Annotated in this window: 19 protein-coding genes; 9 read left to right on the forward strand and 10 right to left on the reverse strand. The window is 55.0% G+C overall.

The window, feature by feature from the left end; all coding sequences use genetic code 11:
* Window positions 1–144: 144 nt before the first annotated feature.
* From L462_RS0123335 to mdtH, 7 genes are all read right to left on the reverse strand, one after another.
* The gene (locus L462_RS0123335; protein WP_032670549.1) at window positions 145–258 is read right to left on the reverse strand and encodes a DUF2770 family protein; all 114 of its coding nucleotides are present in this window, start codon (window positions 256–258) and stop codon (window positions 145–147) included.
* A gap of 59 nt (window positions 259–317) precedes the next feature.
* The gene (gene solA, locus L462_RS19180) at window positions 318–1,436 is read right to left on the reverse strand and encodes an N-methyl-L-tryptophan oxidase (protein ID WP_020884688.1); all 1,119 of its coding nucleotides are present in this window, start codon (window positions 1,434–1,436) and stop codon (window positions 318–320) included.
* A 116-nt stretch (window positions 1,437–1,552) separates the two neighbouring features.
* Entirely contained in the window at window positions 1,553–1,807 is a 255-nt protein-coding gene (bssS, locus tag L462_RS19175) for a biofilm formation regulator BssS (RefSeq protein ID WP_008500827.1), read from the reverse strand.
* A gap of 273 nt (window positions 1,808–2,080) precedes the next feature.
* The gene (dinI, locus tag L462_RS19170) at window positions 2,081–2,326 is read right to left on the reverse strand and encodes a DNA damage-inducible protein I (RefSeq protein WP_020884687.1); all 246 of its coding nucleotides are present in this window, start codon (window positions 2,324–2,326) and stop codon (window positions 2,081–2,083) included.
* A gap of 74 nt (window positions 2,327–2,400) precedes the next feature.
* The gene (pyrC, locus tag L462_RS19165) at window positions 2,401–3,447 is read right to left on the reverse strand and encodes a dihydroorotase (protein ID WP_032677867.1); all 1,047 of its coding nucleotides are present in this window, start codon (window positions 3,445–3,447) and stop codon (window positions 2,401–2,403) included.
* Between the two features lie 126 nt (window positions 3,448–3,573).
* Window positions 3,574–4,134 (reverse strand): lipoprotein, encoded by a 561-nt coding sequence (locus L462_RS19160; protein ID WP_020884685.1) that lies wholly within the window; start codon window positions 4,132–4,134, stop codon window positions 3,574–3,576.
* Between the two features lie 124 nt (window positions 4,135–4,258).
* The gene (gene mdtH, locus L462_RS19155) at window positions 4,259–5,467 is read right to left on the reverse strand and encodes a multidrug efflux MFS transporter MdtH (protein WP_032677868.1); all 1,209 of its coding nucleotides are present in this window, start codon (window positions 5,465–5,467) and stop codon (window positions 4,259–4,261) included.
* Window positions 5,468–5,703: 236 nt separating this feature from the next.
* Here mdtH and rimJ point away from each other — a divergent pair, with 236 nt between their 5' ends.
* The 4 genes from rimJ (at window position 5,704) to murJ (ending at window position 9,601) form a co-directional block, all read left to right on the forward strand.
* The gene (gene rimJ, locus L462_RS19150) at window positions 5,704–6,288 is read left to right on the forward strand and encodes a ribosomal protein S5-alanine N-acetyltransferase (protein ID WP_013097146.1); all 585 of its coding nucleotides are present in this window, start codon (window positions 5,704–5,706) and stop codon (window positions 6,286–6,288) included.
* 9 nt (window positions 6,289–6,297) lie between these two features.
* The gene (locus tag L462_RS19145) at window positions 6,298–6,948 is read left to right on the forward strand and encodes a YceH family protein (RefSeq protein ID WP_014169549.1); all 651 of its coding nucleotides are present in this window, start codon (window positions 6,298–6,300) and stop codon (window positions 6,946–6,948) included.
* Window positions 6,949–6,950: 2 nt separating this feature from the next.
* Window positions 6,951–7,874, forward strand: a complete 924-nt coding sequence (locus L462_RS19140; protein ID WP_020884683.1) for a Gfo/Idh/MocA family protein — start codon at window positions 6,951–6,953, stop codon at window positions 7,872–7,874.
* A 191-nt stretch (window positions 7,875–8,065) separates the two neighbouring features.
* The gene (murJ, locus tag L462_RS19135) at window positions 8,066–9,601 is read left to right on the forward strand and encodes a murein biosynthesis integral membrane protein MurJ (protein ID WP_020884681.1); all 1,536 of its coding nucleotides are present in this window, start codon (window positions 8,066–8,068) and stop codon (window positions 9,599–9,601) included.
* 59 nt (window positions 9,602–9,660) lie between these two features.
* On the opposite strand, the gene flgN is transcribed toward murJ, so the two are convergent.
* The 3 genes from flgN to flgA all read right to left on the reverse strand — a co-directional run bounded on the left by flgN (window position 9,661) and on the right by flgA (window position 11,137).
* Window positions 9,661–10,086, reverse strand: a complete 426-nt coding sequence (flgN, locus tag L462_RS19130; protein ID WP_025204463.1) for a flagella biosynthesis chaperone FlgN — start codon at window positions 10,084–10,086, stop codon at window positions 9,661–9,663.
* A 4-nt stretch (window positions 10,087–10,090) separates the two neighbouring features.
* Entirely contained in the window at window positions 10,091–10,384 is a 294-nt protein-coding gene (gene flgM, locus L462_RS19125; protein WP_032677869.1) for a flagellar biosynthesis anti-sigma factor FlgM, read from the reverse strand.
* 93 nt (window positions 10,385–10,477) lie between these two features.
* Complete coding sequence (gene flgA, locus L462_RS19120) at window positions 10,478–11,137, reverse strand: flagellar basal body P-ring formation chaperone FlgA (RefSeq protein ID WP_032677870.1); 660 nt, start codon at window positions 11,135–11,137, stop codon at window positions 10,478–10,480.
* 157 nt (window positions 11,138–11,294) lie between these two features.
* Here flgA and flgB point away from each other — a divergent pair, with 157 nt between their 5' ends.
* Genes flgB through L462_RS19095 form a run of 5 tightly spaced genes read left to right on the forward strand, consistent with a single transcriptional unit; the run spans window position 11,295 to window position 14,852 of the window.
* Complete coding sequence (gene flgB, locus L462_RS19115) at window positions 11,295–11,711, forward strand: flagellar basal body rod protein FlgB (protein ID WP_014169556.1); 417 nt, start codon at window positions 11,295–11,297, stop codon at window positions 11,709–11,711.
* Window positions 11,712–11,714: 3 nt separating this feature from the next.
* Window positions 11,715–12,119, forward strand: coding sequence for a flagellar basal body rod protein FlgC (gene flgC / locus L462_RS19110; protein WP_013097138.1), 405 nt, complete (start codon window positions 11,715–11,717; stop codon window positions 12,117–12,119).
* A gap of 11 nt (window positions 12,120–12,130) precedes the next feature.
* Window positions 12,131–12,841, forward strand: a complete 711-nt coding sequence (flgD, locus tag L462_RS19105) for a flagellar hook assembly protein FlgD (protein ID WP_020884678.1) — start codon at window positions 12,131–12,133, stop codon at window positions 12,839–12,841.
* A gap of 26 nt (window positions 12,842–12,867) precedes the next feature.
* Window positions 12,868–14,076 (forward strand): flagellar hook protein FlgE, encoded by a 1,209-nt coding sequence (gene flgE, locus L462_RS19100; protein WP_014169558.1) that lies wholly within the window; start codon window positions 12,868–12,870, stop codon window positions 14,074–14,076.
* 20 nt (window positions 14,077–14,096) lie between these two features.
* Window positions 14,097–14,852 (forward strand): flagellar basal body rod protein FlgF, encoded by a 756-nt coding sequence (locus tag L462_RS19095; RefSeq protein ID WP_032677871.1) that lies wholly within the window; start codon window positions 14,097–14,099, stop codon window positions 14,850–14,852.
* Window positions 14,853–14,862: the final 10 nt, after the last annotated feature.

Below are 14,862 nucleotides of genomic sequence, written 5' to 3' on the forward strand. Positions count from 1 at the left end.
TTTATTTTATTTATTTCAGCGGTTTTGAAAATGATCCGCAAAGGTAATTCAATGTCTTCGTGCAAGACTTAACAAAGGGCTGATTGAGGAATTGTTCTAACTTAAGTAAATATAAAGTAATGTCAATAAATGTCAGGCAGGCTTTCAGTAAAATACAATGTAAATAAAATCAATGATGGCCAGCAGCGCCCACAATAAGATATAGAGCATCAAATGCTCACGAATATTATTGATGAGAAAACCCACAACTTTGCGCATAGCGCCCCGCAAATCGTAACAAAAAGACGGGCTCCGGAACGTCCGAAGCCCGTGGTGGATTATCCGTTAAAACGTGAAAGAGAGAAGGGCGTCAGATCAAACTGCGGCGTAATACCCTGGGCAAACTGCGCGGCAATTTCACCCAGCACCGACGCGAACTTAAAGCCGTGACCGCTCAGACCGGTGATGAGCAATGTGTTCTCATGCCCGGGCAGCGTATCGATAATAAAGTCTTCGTCCGGCGTGTTGTCGTAGGTGCATGCCGCGCCATAGAGTAAGCCACCGACGCCCGGCAGAATATTTCGCAGGAACGAGAAGGCTTCAGAGCCATCCTGTGGGTAGGCGCCAAACGGTTTACGTTCTTCAGGAGAGGAGATAATTTGTCCCCCATTGTGTTTCCCGATTTTGAGCGCGTCTTTATCCGAAGGGAAGCCGTAGAACTGATCGCCGTTGGGTAACTCGCCGGTGAACGCCGGGAATTTATTCTGCGTACTGTAACGGCCATCAGACTGGAACCAGGAGAAGACCTTGCGCACCGGCTGTACGGGCAGGTCTGGCAGCAGACGGGTTACCCAGGTACCTGCACTGATGAGCAATCGGGAGGCCGTGTACTCTCCATCCAGGGTTGTCACCGTGACGCCGTCAGCATCATGTTTAATGGCCTCGACCGGGCAATTGAAAAGCTGGGCGCAGCCTGCTTTCGCGGCCAGCGCTATCCAGGTTTTTATTGCTGTTTCGCAATGCAACACCCCAGAATGGGCTTCAAAGAGACCAACATAATCGTCCGGGACGGTGATTTCCGGCCAGCGTGACATGATCCCCGCCGCGTCGAGCTTCTCAACGTCCAGGTTGAATGTCTTCGCGCTGCGTTCGACGCTGGCGAGAAAATCAGAGCGGGCAGGACCAAGGTTAATGATACCGGTGCGTTCGAAAATGCGCTCCTCAGTCTGTTTAGCCAGTTCGTCCCAGAGCGCTTGCGCGCGAAGTACCAGCGGGACATAGCGCTCGCCTTCACCATAGGCGTGACGAATGAGGCGAGTATCGCCATGATGACTTCCCTCTGAATGAGGGGGAAGATGGGCATCTATCATCAGAACCTTGAGGCCAGCCTGGGTGGCATAATATCCGGCGGCAGAACCAACGGAGCCGCTACCAATAATAATCAGATCATATTTCATGGGCATCTCTTAAACTAACGCTTTGTTAGCAGAGTAATTAACATCGGGGGCTTATACAAGGGAGAAATAAATAAGGCACCCCGAGGGTGCCTGTAGAGTGAAAAGTGGGCTAAACGCTAATGCCGTTTATACTCATTTTCCTGGTAGTCGCCAGATTCTATTTTTGCGATGCCTGCTTCCAAAATAGAAATAAACTGACGGGCGACGTCTGTCGTAAGCCACAGCGTCTGTCCAACTTCCGCTTCTTCACGGTTCAGCTGATTTGGGGTCTGGTAGTGCAAACGCAGCATCAGTGCATCGTAGCTGTCTACGGTACTGATATCCCAGCCAACGAGTGGGTGGGTCTGGATGACTTCGCTATTCTTTTCCATTATAACCCCCATAATGCGTGTTAGAAGACAACGACTTCGAGGTTCAATGCATGTTTTTCTGAAGCAACTTCAGTATACAAGTAATAAGGGTTCCTAAGGGAAAAATAAACAGCTAGCAACACATTTTTCTGCTTTTTAGGATTGTTCGAACAATAAAACACCATGTTGTTCACGATTTTTAAAGAAGTTGCCGAATTAATTTGAACTTTCTGGATTTTCAGGCGAAAAAAAAGCCGGGGCGACCCGGCAAAAAAACACAATGAGGGAGCAGTGTTAATCTGTGATGAACCAGTCGTCGGCGCTTTCCCACGTTTCCTGCAGGATTTCGGTGATACGCGCTTTATCTTCTTTCGCGCCGCCAATGACGGAGAGGTTGTTTGCGGCCGCGTAACGCACCGTTACGGCACCGTCGTTTTCGGGAAAGGTGTTATTAATACGACGGGATAATTCGCCTGCAAGCGCATCAAGCGCGCCGGCAGGCAGAACAGTAGTTTTGGCTATGGTGACTTCAATACGCATAAATGCCCCCTGTGTAATATACTGTTTATTTATACAGGTATATTATCGGTTTGACAACAAGGGGCACTGATTTTTTAGCGTTTTACCGTCCAGCGAACGGTTTCACCTGCCAGGAATGGGATCAGCGTGTCATCGGTCAGTGGAATGGCTTCCTCAACCTGGCTCTCTTTACGTTCCAGCTCAATGAAGGTCTCATTGACCGGCAGCCCATAAAAACGGGGGCCATTGAGTGAGCAGAACGCCTCGAAATGCGGCAGGGCATTCATCTCTTCAAACACGGTTGCATAGCTGGCGAGAGCGGTTGGGGCATTAAAGCAGCCCGCACAGCCGCAGCTTGCTTCTTTGCGATGACGCGCATGAGGTGCGGAATCCGTGCCCAGAAACGCGCGGGAGAAACCGCTGGCAACCAGTTCGCGCAGCGCCTGCTGGTGAATGTTACGCTTGAGGATCGGCAGGCAGTACAGATGCGGACGTACACCGCCAACCAGCATGTGGTTACGGTTAAACATCAAATGCTGTGGCGTGATGGTGGCGGCGATAAGCTCGTTACCGTCGCGGACATACTCCGCGGCATCTTTGGTGGTGATGTGCTCGAAGACCACTTTGAGCGCGGGAAGGCGCTGACGCAGGGGCTCCATCACGGTGTCGATAAAACGGGCTTCACGGTCAAAGATGTCGATCTCGGCATGCGTGACTTCACCGTGAACCAGCAGCGGCATACCCAGTTTCTGCATACGCTCCAGTACCGGCATGATGGCATCAATGCTGGTAACGCCGTGGCTGGAGTTGGTGGTGGCATTGGCCGGGTAAAGTTTCGCAGCGGTGAATACGCCTTCGTTAAACCCGCGCTCCACTTCGTTTGGATCCAGGGAATCGGTCAGGTAGCAGGTCATCAGCGGGGTGAAATCATGGCCCGCCGGGACGGCATCCAGAATGCGCTGGCGATACGCCATTGCGGCATCGACGGTGGTGACTGGTGGCACCAGGTTAGGCATGACAATCGCGCGGCCATAAATTTCGCTGGTATAAGGCACGACGGTTTTGAGCATATCGCCATCGCGCAGATGGATATGCCAGTCGTCAGGGCGGCGGATTTTAAGAACCTGGGGTTGTGCAGTCATGGAAGCTCCGGCTTGTCAGGAATCAGTCATTCGGATGGCTGTTTTTGCCGGACACAAATCATAAGCGGAAACGTTTTCGTTTGCACACTTTTCCGTAAAAAAAAGGGCGCCTCGGCGCCCTACGGGTTAATCAGTGAAGGGAATAATGATTTCTCCCGGTTTCACCTCTATCCCTTTAGCATACTTTTTCGCAAGCGCTTCACCCTTGCTCTTGTCTTCACTTAAGACATAGGCCGGCTGCTGATTAAAATAGTTACGCAGCGACTGATTCAGATAAGGCATCAGGGTTTGCAGCACAGATTTCATCTTGTCCGGCGTGACTTCCGCATCGACGACTTCCATCTCCTGCAGGTAAATAGCCCCTTTCTCTTTGTTAAAGACCGGCAGCGCTTTCAGCTTCAGCTTGATATTGGCTTTCTGGTTGCCGAAGAGGGAGGTCATATCGAGGTTTGCATCCCCGTTCAGCGTCACTTTGTTTGGCTCTTCACGTCCTATCTGGCTGGTCAGGTTACTGAGGACGATATGCGCATCGGCAAGCCCGGGCACGCCGATGTCTTTTGAAAAGTTGTTATGTTTTTCCAGCGCCTGATTAATTTCCTGTTCACTGACGGTGTATTGCGTAAGCTGGTTACAGCCCACCAGCAGACCGCTGACAATGAATGCAGCGGCAATGACAATTTTCTTCATAGTGTTCCTCAACGAAAAATCGGCGCTTCTGTCCTGTTACGTCAGTATGTCAGTGTGAAATGGCAGAAACCAGCAGAAAAAACTGAGAAGTGAGGCGGGAGCGACCTCCCGCCAGAGGGAAGGGCTACGCGCCCGGTTCGAGCATGCCGCTTGCGCTGCGCTTCTGGCTGAACTGCCACCAGAGGGCCAGCAGCGTCATAAAGCCCACCGCGCCGAGCATCATCCACGGCAGTTCCGGTTGATTCAGCGCTTTGCCTGCATCAAACAGCCAGCCGCCGCCGGCGTAACCCAAAGCCCCACCAAAGGCCAGACCGAGTCGGCTGAACCCCATATAGCTGCCGCGGGCACGCGCATTTGCAAGCGAGGCGCTCAGCGTCTCACGAGCCGGCTCGGCGATGATAGAGCCGATATAGAAGGTGCAAATCAGCGTAAATAGCTGCTGGAGAGAATTCACCAGACCGATGGGCATCATGCTCAGCGTCATTAAAAACAGCCCGGCCATCAGACGATGCTCCAGGCGAAAACGCCGTTCACTCCAGCGGGCAATCGGATAGAGCAGCGTCAGCGAAAGCGCGGCTTCGATGGCGTACATCCATTTCACGGCGGCCGGGGTTCCCGTAATATCATTCACCATGATAGGCAGCATCAGCATCACCTGCACGGCAAGCATGTAGTAACCCGTCAGGGTCAATACGTAGGTGACAAAACGTTTGTCGTGCAGGACGCGGCCCAGCCCTTCGCGTACCGGCGCTTTCACCGTCGACAATTTCCATGCGGGCAGATACAGGCCATTAAAGAGGGCGCACAGAATAAAGAGCACCGCGCCAGCCGCGCAGACCAGACGGAAATCGTACTGCAGCAACCAGCTCCCCAGAAGCGCGCCAATTACCGCGCCCGCGCTGTCCTGCATCATCAAAATCGAGAAGAAACGTCCGCGGTGCTGCGGGCGAATTAACTTCACCACCAGCGCGGTGCGCGGCGGGTCAAACAGGGTTCCGCCGATCCCGGAGAGAAAGCAGGAGAACCACAGAAGCCAGGGCTCATGGGCAACCGCCATCGTGGCAAAGCCTGCCGCACGCAGCAGCATACCGGTCACAATCATCGGTTTCGCGCCGAAGCGGTCAGCAATGGCGCCGCCAAACACCCCAAGGCCTTGCTGGACAAACTGGCGTAACCCCAACGCGATGCCAACCATCAGCGCCGCCCAGCCCATTTGATCGACAAAGCGGATCGAGATAAGAGGAAACACGACAAAAAAGCCGAGCACGACCAGCATGTTATCGACTAGCAGGAAATATTTACCCAGGCTCCTCGCCTGTGATACGCGGGACATTTTCCCTCCAGGGAAAACAGGATGGTGAGCACGCTAACATTCTGCGGGGTTACTGCGCGTTTTCCCACCCCTGGGCGTGACAATATTTTTTTATCAAAAGAACGCTTTGATAGAGAGTTCTCATCGAAAAATGTGAAAAGAGGTCAAAATGGTATGTCACTGTTTTCACAGACGGCGCAGGCACAGGTATAGTAAAGCTAATGGGTCAGCAGAAGTGACGGGAAGGAGTGGTATCGATGTTTGGCTATCGCAGTAATGTGCCAAAAGTGCGTCTGACAACGGACAGGCTGGTCGTTCGTCTGGTGCATGAGCGTGATGCCTGGCGTCTGGCGGATTATTACGCCGAGAATCGCCAGTTTTTAAAACCCTGGGAACCCGTTCGGGATGAGAGCCATTGTTACCCATCCGGCTGGCAGGCGCGCCTCAGTATGATTGCGGAATTTCATAAGCAGGGAAGTGCGTTTTATTTTGCGCTGCTGGATCCTGAAGAAAAAGAGATCATCGGCATCGCCAACTTTTCAAACGTCGTGCGCGGATCGTTTCACGCCTGCTACCTCGGCTACTCCATCGGTCAGAAATGGCAGGGGCAGGGGCTGATGTATGAAGCATTAACGGTGGCGATCCGTTATATGCAACGCACGCAACATATTCATCGTATTATGGCGAACTATATGCCGCATAATCAGCGCAGCGGTAATTTGCTGGCGCGTTTAGGGTTTGAGAAAGAGGGTTACGCCAAAGACTATCTGCTGATAGATGGAGAATGGCGCGACCATGTCCTCACGGCATTAACCACCCGGGACTGGACAGCGGGTCGCTAAGGAGAAGAGATGAAATATCAGTTAAGCGGTGCAGAAGCGCGCGTCGTCGGATGCCTGCTGGAAAAACAGGTCACGACGCCGGAGCAATATCCGCTCTCTGTCAATGCCGTCATGATGGCCTGCAACCAAAAGACCAACCGCGAGCCGGTAATGAACCTCAGCGAGCATGACGTTCAGGATGTGCTGGATGAACTGGTGAAACGCCATTATCTGCGCACCGTCAGCGGCTTCGGAAACCGCGTCACCAAGTACGAACAACGTTTTTGTAATTCCGAATTCGGCGACCTGAAGTTGAGCGCCGCGGAAGTGGCGGTGATCGCGACCCTTTTACTGCGCGGGGCACAAACTCCCGGCGAGCTGCGCACGCGGGCTTCCCGTATGCATGAGTTTGCGGATATGCAGGAAGTGGAACAAACCCTGGAAGGGCTTGCAACCCGCGAGGATGGCCCTTACGTGGTGCGTCTGGCACGCGAACCGGGCAAGCGTGAGAGCCGCTATATGCATCTCTTCAGTGGCGAGGTGGATACCGCGACGCTGGCAACGGAACAAGAGTCCACTGTTGTCAGCGGCAGCCTGACGGCGCGCGTGGACGCGCTGGAAGAGGAGGTCGCTGGGCTGAAACAGCGCCTGGACGCACTGCTGGCACATTTGGGAGATTAACAGTGAAAAAATTACGTGTAGGCGTGGTGGGGCTTGGCGGTATTGCACAAAAAGCCTGGTTACCGGTATTAGGCGCGGCAACGGACTGGACGCTTCAGGGCGCGTGGTCACCTACCCGCGAGAAGGCTGAACGCATCTGCGCAACCTGGCGGATACCTTATGCCGCTTCGCTGTCGGATCTTGCCCGCGAGTGCGATGCGGTATTTGTGCATACCTCAACGGCAACGCACTATCAGGTGGTCAGCGAACTGCTGAATGCCGGTGTTCACGTCTGTGTGGATAAGCCCCTGGCGGAGAACGTTCAGGATGCCGAGCGACTGATAGAGCTGGCGGCACGCAAGAACCTGACGCTGATGGTGGGCTTTAACCGCCGCTTCGCTCCGCTTTATCAGCAGCTGAAGTCACAGCCGGGCGCGCTGGCCTCCCTGAGGATGGATAAACACCGTACCGACAGCGTCGGGCCAAACGATCTGCGCTTTACGCTTCTCGATGATTATCTGCACGTGGTGGACACGGCGCTCTGGCTGACAAACGGCCAGGCTCAGCTGAAAAGCGGGACCCTGATGACCAACGATCTGGGCGAGATGGTCTACGCCGAGCACCACTTTGCGCTGGAACATCTGCAGGTGACCACCAGCATGCATCGTCGTGCGGGCAGTCAGCGGGAGTTTGTCCAGGCCGTCACTGACGGTGCGCTGTATGACATCACTGACATGCGGGAGTGGCGAGAAGAGAAGGGCAACGGTGTGGTCACGCTTCCGGCGCCGGGCTGGCAGAGCACTCTGGAGCAACGCGGCTTCGCGGGATGCGCCCGTCACTTCATTAGCTGCGTGCAAAATCAGACGGTTCCGGAAACCGCCGGTGAACAGGCCATCATGGCGCAACGCATCGTGGAACGGCTCTGGCGAGAGGCCATGAGTGAATAACCCTCTGTAACATCTGCCGATAGTAATTCCCTTAAATCCGGGTAGACTAAGCGCCGATTGTTGGTTTCGCCGGGAGGCTTTTCGCCTACCCGGCCTGCAAATCCGAAGGCCTGCGCAAGCGCAACGCCGTCGGGCATTCATTACGCCTGCTCTGCAGGCGTTTTGCCGTATGGTTGTGGAAATTCACATTAATGAACTTATTAAAATCGCTGGCAGCCGTCAGCTCGATGACCATGTTTTCTCGCGTACTGGGTTTTGCGCGCGATGCCATTGTGGCAAGGGTTTTTGGTGCTGGGATGGCAACGGACGCCTTTTTCGTCGCGTTCAAACTGCCGAATTTATTGCGCCGTATTTTTGCTGAGGGGGCTTTCTCGCAGGCCTTCGTTCCAATTCTGGCAGAATATAAAAGCAAGCAGGGCGAAGATGCTACGCGGGTGTTTGTCGCCTACGTCTCCGGGCTACTGACGCTGGCGCTGGCTATAGTGACAGTCCTGGGGATGCTGGCTGCGCCCTGGGTGATTATGGTGACCGCGCCGGGGTTTGCCGACACCGCTGATAAATTTGCGCTCACCACCCAGCTGCTGCGCATTACCTTTCCTTATATCCTGTTGATCTCACTGGCCTCGCTGGTGGGGGCAATCCTCAATACCTGGAACCGCTTCTCCGTTCCGGCGTTTGCGCCGACGTTTTTGAATGTCAGCATGATCGGCTTTGCCCTGTTTGCCGCACCGCATTTCAACCCGCCGGTACTGGCGCTGGCCTGGGCGGTGACCGTGGGTGGCGTCCTGCAGCTGGCATATCAGCTGCCGCATCTGAAGAAAATTGGCATGCTGGTTCTGCCGCGCATTAATTTCCGTGATGCCGGCGCAATGCGCGTCATGAAGCAGATGGGACCTGCAATCCTCGGGGTTTCTGTCAGCCAGATCTCACTTATCATCAATACCATCTTTGCCTCTTTCCTGGTGTCCGGTTCGGTCTCCTGGATGTACTACGCTGACCGTCTGATGGAGTTTCCTTCTGGCGTACTGGGCGTCGCGCTGGGGACGATTCTGCTGCCGTCGCTCTCTAAAAGCTTTGCCAGCGGCAACCATGATGAGTATTGCCGCCTGATGGACTGGGGCTTACGCCTCTGTTTCCTGCTGGCACTGCCAAGCGCGGTGGCGCTGGGGATCCTCGCGAAACCGCTGACCGTCTCGCTGTTCCAGTACGGTAAATTTTCAGCCCATGATGCGTCCATGACTCAGCAGGCGCTGGTGGCGTACTCGGTGGGATTGATGGGGCTGATTGTTGTTAAAGTGCTGGCACCAGGGTTCTACTCCCGTCAGAACATTAAAACGCCGGTGAAGATTGCCCTGGTGACGCTGGTGATGACCCAGTTGATGAACCTGGCGTTTATTGGCCCGCTGAAGCACGCGGGGCTGGCTCTGTCTATTGGTCTGGCGGCCTGTCTGAATGCCGGGCTGTTGTACTGGCAGCTGCGTAAGCAGGATATCTTCACGCCGCAGCCGGGCTGGGCGAGTTTCCTTGTGCGACTGGTTATCGCGGTGCTGGTGATGGCAGCGGCGTTGCTCGGCATGATGCACGTGATGCCGGAGTGGTCGCTCGGCACCATGCCTTATCGTCTGCTGCGACTGATGGCCGTGGTGGGTGTTGGGGTTGTGGCTTACTTTGCCACCCTCGCCGTGTTGGGCTTCAAAGTGAAAGAGTTTGCCCGCCGTACGGCATAAACGCCAAAAGGGGAGTTCACCTTATGGTGCTCCCCACTGCTTGATTTGTCGCTTATGCTTCAAATCGAAATCTTTTTCCCGCCCGTAATACGTGCCGTCGCTGTCTGCCCATCCGCACCGTACAGCCCGGTTTCTTTATGCGGTTTTAACACCTCAAGCGCTTGCTGATTACGCTCTATCTGACCTTCAAGCAGCCAGCCGTTATGCTGGTTGAGATCGCGAAGATGCTGGGTTTTTTCTGTAATAGTCTGCCAGCGCTCAACGATATCGTCGTTAGCACTGCGCTTAGGATCCTGCTCAGCGCGACGTTGCTGCTCAAGGTAATCCAGCGTCGCCAGGAGCGAGCTTTTGTCTTCAGTAATACGCTGCAACGCGCTGCCGTTGATGTGACCGGAAGAGAGGTGCTGTTGCTCAGCGTCCATTACCGTTTTCAGGTCGTTCAGGACAACCGTCATTTGATCCAGTATTTCTGACAGTCGACTCATACGGTTAGTTACTCTGTAAGAAACTCTGCGCTTCCTGAATCAGGGCGTCAGCAATTTTGCTGGTGTCCATTTTCAGCTCGCCGTTACGAATAGCCGTTTTCAGCGTTTCAACGCGTTCCATGTTGATATCGTTGCCGCCTGGCTGCATCAGTTTTGCCTGGGCATCGCTCAGGGTTACGCTGGTGCTGTTAGACGTTGACGGTTTTTCCAGACGCGTTTTCTGCGGCGTAGCGTCATTCGTTTCGCGAGGTTGTACAGCGCTTACCGGCTTCAGGGCTGATGTACGATCAATGCTCATAGTGTTGTCCTCATCGAGGGTTCGCGGCGTTGGCGCCTGACATCATCATTAGTTGAATATTTATCGGCAGCTGCAGCGAAATCTTTAAAAAGATTATAGGTTAATCAGAATATTCCCATCAGAATCGACGGTTCCGCTAACCACCTGCCCTGAAGACATTCTGACGCGGGCATTTTGCGCTACCGCGGCATTGTTTAACGCTTTCCCTTCACTGTTGATACTGAAGCCATCTCCATTGGCCACCACCAACACCTGTTGACCCGCCTTGACGCGCCACGCCTGGCGCAGCATCGACAGCTGTATCGGCTGGCCCGGTGCGACATCACGCAGGCTGACGGCGTCCTGCGCCTGGTTAATTTCAAGCATTGTCCGTGGCGGCAGCTGATCCAGACGGCCGCGCTTCAACGTCACGCTGTTGGCCTGCAGTGCGGTACCCCGGGCAATGGGGACAGCGGCGACAACATAATTGCCTGTCGCCTGGACTGCAACCTGTAAATACCGTTTTTCGTTGGCGCAGCGTGCCAGCACGTTCACGTTCCCCCACAGTCTGGTGGTGCCGGTCACGGTAAATGACGGCTGCTCACAGGAGGGATACAGATTTGGTGGCGTGCGTACCGTGACGACAACTTCATCGCTAAAGCCCGCCAGCTTCTGGGCAAAAAAGGTGTTTAGCTGATCCTGTAAACCATCCGCCTGCACCAGGGGGCTAAAAAGCAAGAAAGTTGCCATCAGGCCACGTTTTAACGTTTGCATCGCAAGTTCCACCGTTTCCAGAATTGAGTGAATTCTACCTGCAGTGGTTTTTCATCAACGCAATAAATAGCGACGCATTTTGCGCTTATTCCGTCGATAAGGCGGATGGGTTGAGATTTAAGCTGTGAACTGAAATTTTGCCATCAGCGGAGGAGACATGCTCGATAAACTCGACGCCGCGTTACGTTTTCAGCAGGAAGCGCTCAATTTACGTGCCCAGCGGCAGGAAATTTTAGCCGCCAATATCGCTAACGCCGATACGCCAGGGTATCAGGCGCGCGATATTGATTTTTCCAGTGAGCTTAAAAAAGTGATGGAGCGTGGACGCGCAGAAGGGAGCGGTGTCGCGCTCGCGCTGACCTCCTCACGCCATATTCCCGCTCAGACGATGACCGCACCAACGACCGATTTGCTTTATCGCATTCCCGACCAGCCTTCACTCGACGGTAACACCGTGGACATGGACCGGGAACGTACACAGTTTGCCGATAACAGCCTGAAATACCAGACAGGCCTGACCGTTCTCGGCGGACAAATCAAAGGCATGATGAACGTCCTGCAGGGGGGCAACTGATAAATGGCCTTGCTGAATATTTTTGATATCGCCGGCTCGGCGCTTACCGCGCAGTCCAAACGTCTGAACGTAGCCGCCAGTAACCTGGCGAACGCCGACAGCGTGACCGGACCAGACGGTCAGCCTTATCGTGCGAAACAGGTCGTCTTTCAGGTCGATGCGGCGCCAGGCGCGGCCACCGGCGGTGTGAAAGTCTCTGATGTGGTTGAGAGCCAGGCACCGGACAAGCTGGTGTATGAGCCTGGCAACCCGCTGGCGGATGCGAACGGTTACGTAAAAATGCCTAACGTGGATGTGGTGGGTGAGATGGTGAACTCCATGTCGGCGTCACGCAGTTACCAGGCAAACGTCGAAGTGCTTAATACCGTGAAGAGCATGATGCTCAAAACACTCACTCTCGGCCAGTAAAGGAGACATGCATGTCCATCGCCGTAAATGTGAATGATCCCACGAACTCAGGTGTTAATGGCGCCAAAAGTTCGACGGGTTCCAACGCCCTGACGGGCAGTAACGCGTCCGATCTGCAGAGCAGCTTTCTGACGCTGCTGGTGGCGCAGCTGAAGAACCAGGATCCCACCAATCCGATGCAGAACAACGAGCTGACCACGCAACTGGCGCAGATCAGTACCGTCAGCGGCATTGAAAAACTCAACACCACCCTTGGCTCCGTTTCCGGTCAGATTGACAACAGCCAGTCTCTGCAGGCTGCGAATCTGATTGGTCATGGGGTGATGATCCCGGGGACCACGATCCTTGCCGGCACCAGCACTACCGAGGGGACGTCAACCACGACCACCACGCCGTTTGGCGTTGAGCTGCAGCAGCCGGCTGACAAAGTGACTGCGACGATCAGCGATGCGAGCGGGGCAGTGGTACGCACCATTGACATCGGTGAGCTGAAGGCAGGCGTACACACCTTTACCTGGGACGGCAGCCTGACCGACGGCACGAAAGCACCAAACGGTTCTTACAAAGTGGCGATCAGCGCCAGCAACGGAACCACCCAACTGGTGGCACAGCCGCTGCAGTTCGCACTGGTTCAGGGCGTGATTAAAGGCGCTGGCGGTAACAAACTGGATTTGGGTACCTCAGGTACCACCACGCTCGACGAAGTTCGGCAGATTATCTAAGCCTTAACACTTATCAGGAGTAAGTCATGGCCTTTTCTCAAGCGGTCAGCGGCCTGAATGCTGCGGCCACCAACCTGGATGTCATTGGCAACAACATCGCCAACTCCGCGACCTATGGTTTTAAATCCGGTTCTGCCTCATTTGCAGATATGTTTGCCGGTTCCAAAGTGGGTCTGGGCGTGAAAGTTGCGGGCATCACTCAGGACTTTACCGACGGTACGACGACCAACACCGGTCGTGGTCTGGACGTCGCCATCAGCCAGAACGGTTTCTTCCGTATGGTCGATTCCAACGGCTCTGTGTTCTACAGCCGTAACGGTCAGTTCAAACTGGACGAAAACCGTAACCTGGTGAACATGCAGGGTCTGCAATTAACCGGTTATCCTGTTGCGGGTACTCCGCCAACGGTTCAGACCGGCGCTAACCCGCAGGCGATCAATATCCCAACGACCTTGATGGCGGCGAAATCCACCACCACCGCGTCCCAGCAGATCAACCTGAACTCCACTGACACCGCGCCAACCACGGCCTTTGATCCGACCAACCCTGACAGCTACAACAAAAAAGGGACGGTGACGGTCTTTGACAGCCAGGGTAATGCGCACAACATGAACCTGTTTTACGTTAAAGACGCGACTCCGGCAAACTCCTGGAAAGTCTATGCCCAGGACGGCAGCGTTGCAGGAAGCACGCCATCCCTGGCGACTACGCTGACCTTCAACACCAGCGGCGTACTGACCGGCGGCGGCAGCATCAATATCACTACCGGCACCGTTCCAGGTGCAACGCCAGCCACGTTTGCGATGAGCTTCGCCAATTCCATGCAGCAGAACACCGGCGCCAATAACATCGTGGCAACCAACCAGAACGGTTACAAACCGGGTGACCTGGTGAGCTACCAGATCAACGACGACGGCACCGTGGTGGGTAACTACTCCAACGAACAGACCCAAGCCCTGGGCCAGATCGTGCTGGCTAACTTCGCCAACAACGAAGGTCTGAAGTCTGAAGGCGATAACGTCTGGTCTGCCACCCAGTCTTCCGGCGTGGCGCTGCTGGGTACCGCGGGCTCCGGTAACTTCGGTACGCTGACCAACGGTGCGCTGGAAGCGTCTAACGTGGATCTGAGTAAAGAACTGGTGAACATGATCGTCGCGCAACGTAACTATCAGTCGAACGCGCAGACCATCAAAACCCAGGATCAGATCCTCAACACGCTGGTTAACCTGCGTTAAGCGGCTGACAGGAAAGCGCAATGGATCACGCAATATATACCGCGATGGGCGCGGCAAGCCAGACGCTCAATCAGCAGGCTGTTACTGCCAGCAACCTGGCAAACGCCTCTACACCGGGCTTTCGTGCGCAGCTTAATGCGCTGCGTGCGGTCCCGGTGGAAGGGCTCTCCCTGCCGACGCGTACGCTGGTTACGGCCTCTACGCCGGGTGCGGATATGACGCCAGGCCAGATGGATTACACCTCACGCCCGCTGGACGTTGCCCTGCAACAGGACGGCTGGCTGGCGGTGCAGACCGCTGACGGCGGTGAAGGATATACCCGTAACGGTAACATCCAGGTGAGTGCCACGGGCCAGCTGACGATTCAGGGTCATCCGGTAATGGGTGAAGCGGGCCCGCTGACGGTGCCGGAAGGGTCTGAGCTGACTATCGCGGCCGACGGGACCATTTCGGCATTGAACCCGGGCGATCCGGCCAATACCGTTGCGCCCGTCGGGCGTCTGAAGCTGGTGAAGGCGGAAGGCAAAGAGGTGCAGCGTGGCGATGACGGGATGTTCCGTCTGAGCCAGGCGACCCAGGCCACTCGGGGTGCCACGTTACAGGCCGATCCGAGCATCCGCGTGATGTCCGGCGTTCTGGAAGGCAGTAACGTCAAGCCGGTCGAAGCGATGACCGACATGATCGCCAGTGCCCGCCGTTTTGAAATGCAGATGAAGATTATCAGCAGCGTTGATGAAAACGCGGGCAAGGCTAACCAACTTCTGGCTATGAGTTAACAGGACTCCT

The organism is Enterobacter sp. BIDMC 26 (genome assembly GCF_000534435.1).
Lineage (GTDB): Bacteria > Pseudomonadota > Gammaproteobacteria > Enterobacterales > Enterobacteriaceae > Enterobacter > Enterobacter ludwigii.

Bases quoted from the DNA above. Each gene is read 5' to 3' on its own strand.
- L462_RS0123335 (WP_032670549.1), bottom strand. From the start codon at position 258: ATGCGCAAAGTTGTGGGTTTTCTCATCAATAATATTCGTGAGCATTTG.
- solA (WP_020884688.1), bottom strand. From the start codon at position 1,436: ATGAAATATGATCTGATTATTATTGGTAGCGGCTCCGTTGGTTCTGCC.
- bssS (WP_008500827.1), bottom strand. From the start codon at position 1,807: ATGGAAAAGAATAGCGAAGTCATCCAGACCCACCCACTCGTTGGCTGG.
- dinI (WP_020884687.1), bottom strand. From the start codon at position 2,326: ATGCGTATTGAAGTCACCATAGCCAAAACTACTGTTCTGCCTGCCGGC.
- pyrC (WP_032677867.1), bottom strand. From the start codon at position 3,447: ATGACTGCACAACCCCAGGTTCTTAAAATCCGCCGCCCTGACGACTGG.
- L462_RS19160 (WP_020884685.1), bottom strand. From the start codon at position 4,134: ATGAAGAAAATTGTCATTGCCGCTGCATTCATTGTCAGCGGTCTGCTG.
- mdtH (WP_032677868.1), bottom strand. From the start codon at position 5,467: ATGTCCCGCGTATCACAGGCGAGGAGCCTGGGTAAATATTTCCTGCTA.
- rimJ (WP_013097146.1), top strand. From the start codon at position 5,704: ATGTTTGGCTATCGCAGTAATGTGCCAAAAGTGCGTCTGACAACGGAC.
- L462_RS19145 (WP_014169549.1), top strand. From the start codon at position 6,298: ATGAAATATCAGTTAAGCGGTGCAGAAGCGCGCGTCGTCGGATGCCTG.
- murJ (WP_020884681.1), top strand. From the start codon at position 8,066: ATGAACTTATTAAAATCGCTGGCAGCCGTCAGCTCGATGACCATGTTT.
- flgN (WP_025204463.1), bottom strand. From the start codon at position 10,086: ATGAGTCGACTGTCAGAAATACTGGATCAAATGACGGTTGTCCTGAAC.
- flgM (WP_032677869.1), bottom strand. From the start codon at position 10,384: ATGAGCATTGATCGTACATCAGCCCTGAAGCCGGTAAGCGCTGTACAA.
- flgA (WP_032677870.1), bottom strand. From the start codon at position 11,137: ATGCAAACGTTAAAACGTGGCCTGATGGCAACTTTCTTGCTTTTTAGC.
- flgB (WP_014169556.1), top strand. From the start codon at position 11,295: ATGCTCGATAAACTCGACGCCGCGTTACGTTTTCAGCAGGAAGCGCTC.
- flgC (WP_013097138.1), top strand. From the start codon at position 11,715: ATGGCCTTGCTGAATATTTTTGATATCGCCGGCTCGGCGCTTACCGCG.
- flgD (WP_020884678.1), top strand. From the start codon at position 12,131: ATGTCCATCGCCGTAAATGTGAATGATCCCACGAACTCAGGTGTTAAT.
- flgE (WP_014169558.1), top strand. From the start codon at position 12,868: ATGGCCTTTTCTCAAGCGGTCAGCGGCCTGAATGCTGCGGCCACCAAC.
- L462_RS19095 (WP_032677871.1), top strand. From the start codon at position 14,097: ATGGATCACGCAATATATACCGCGATGGGCGCGGCAAGCCAGACGCTC.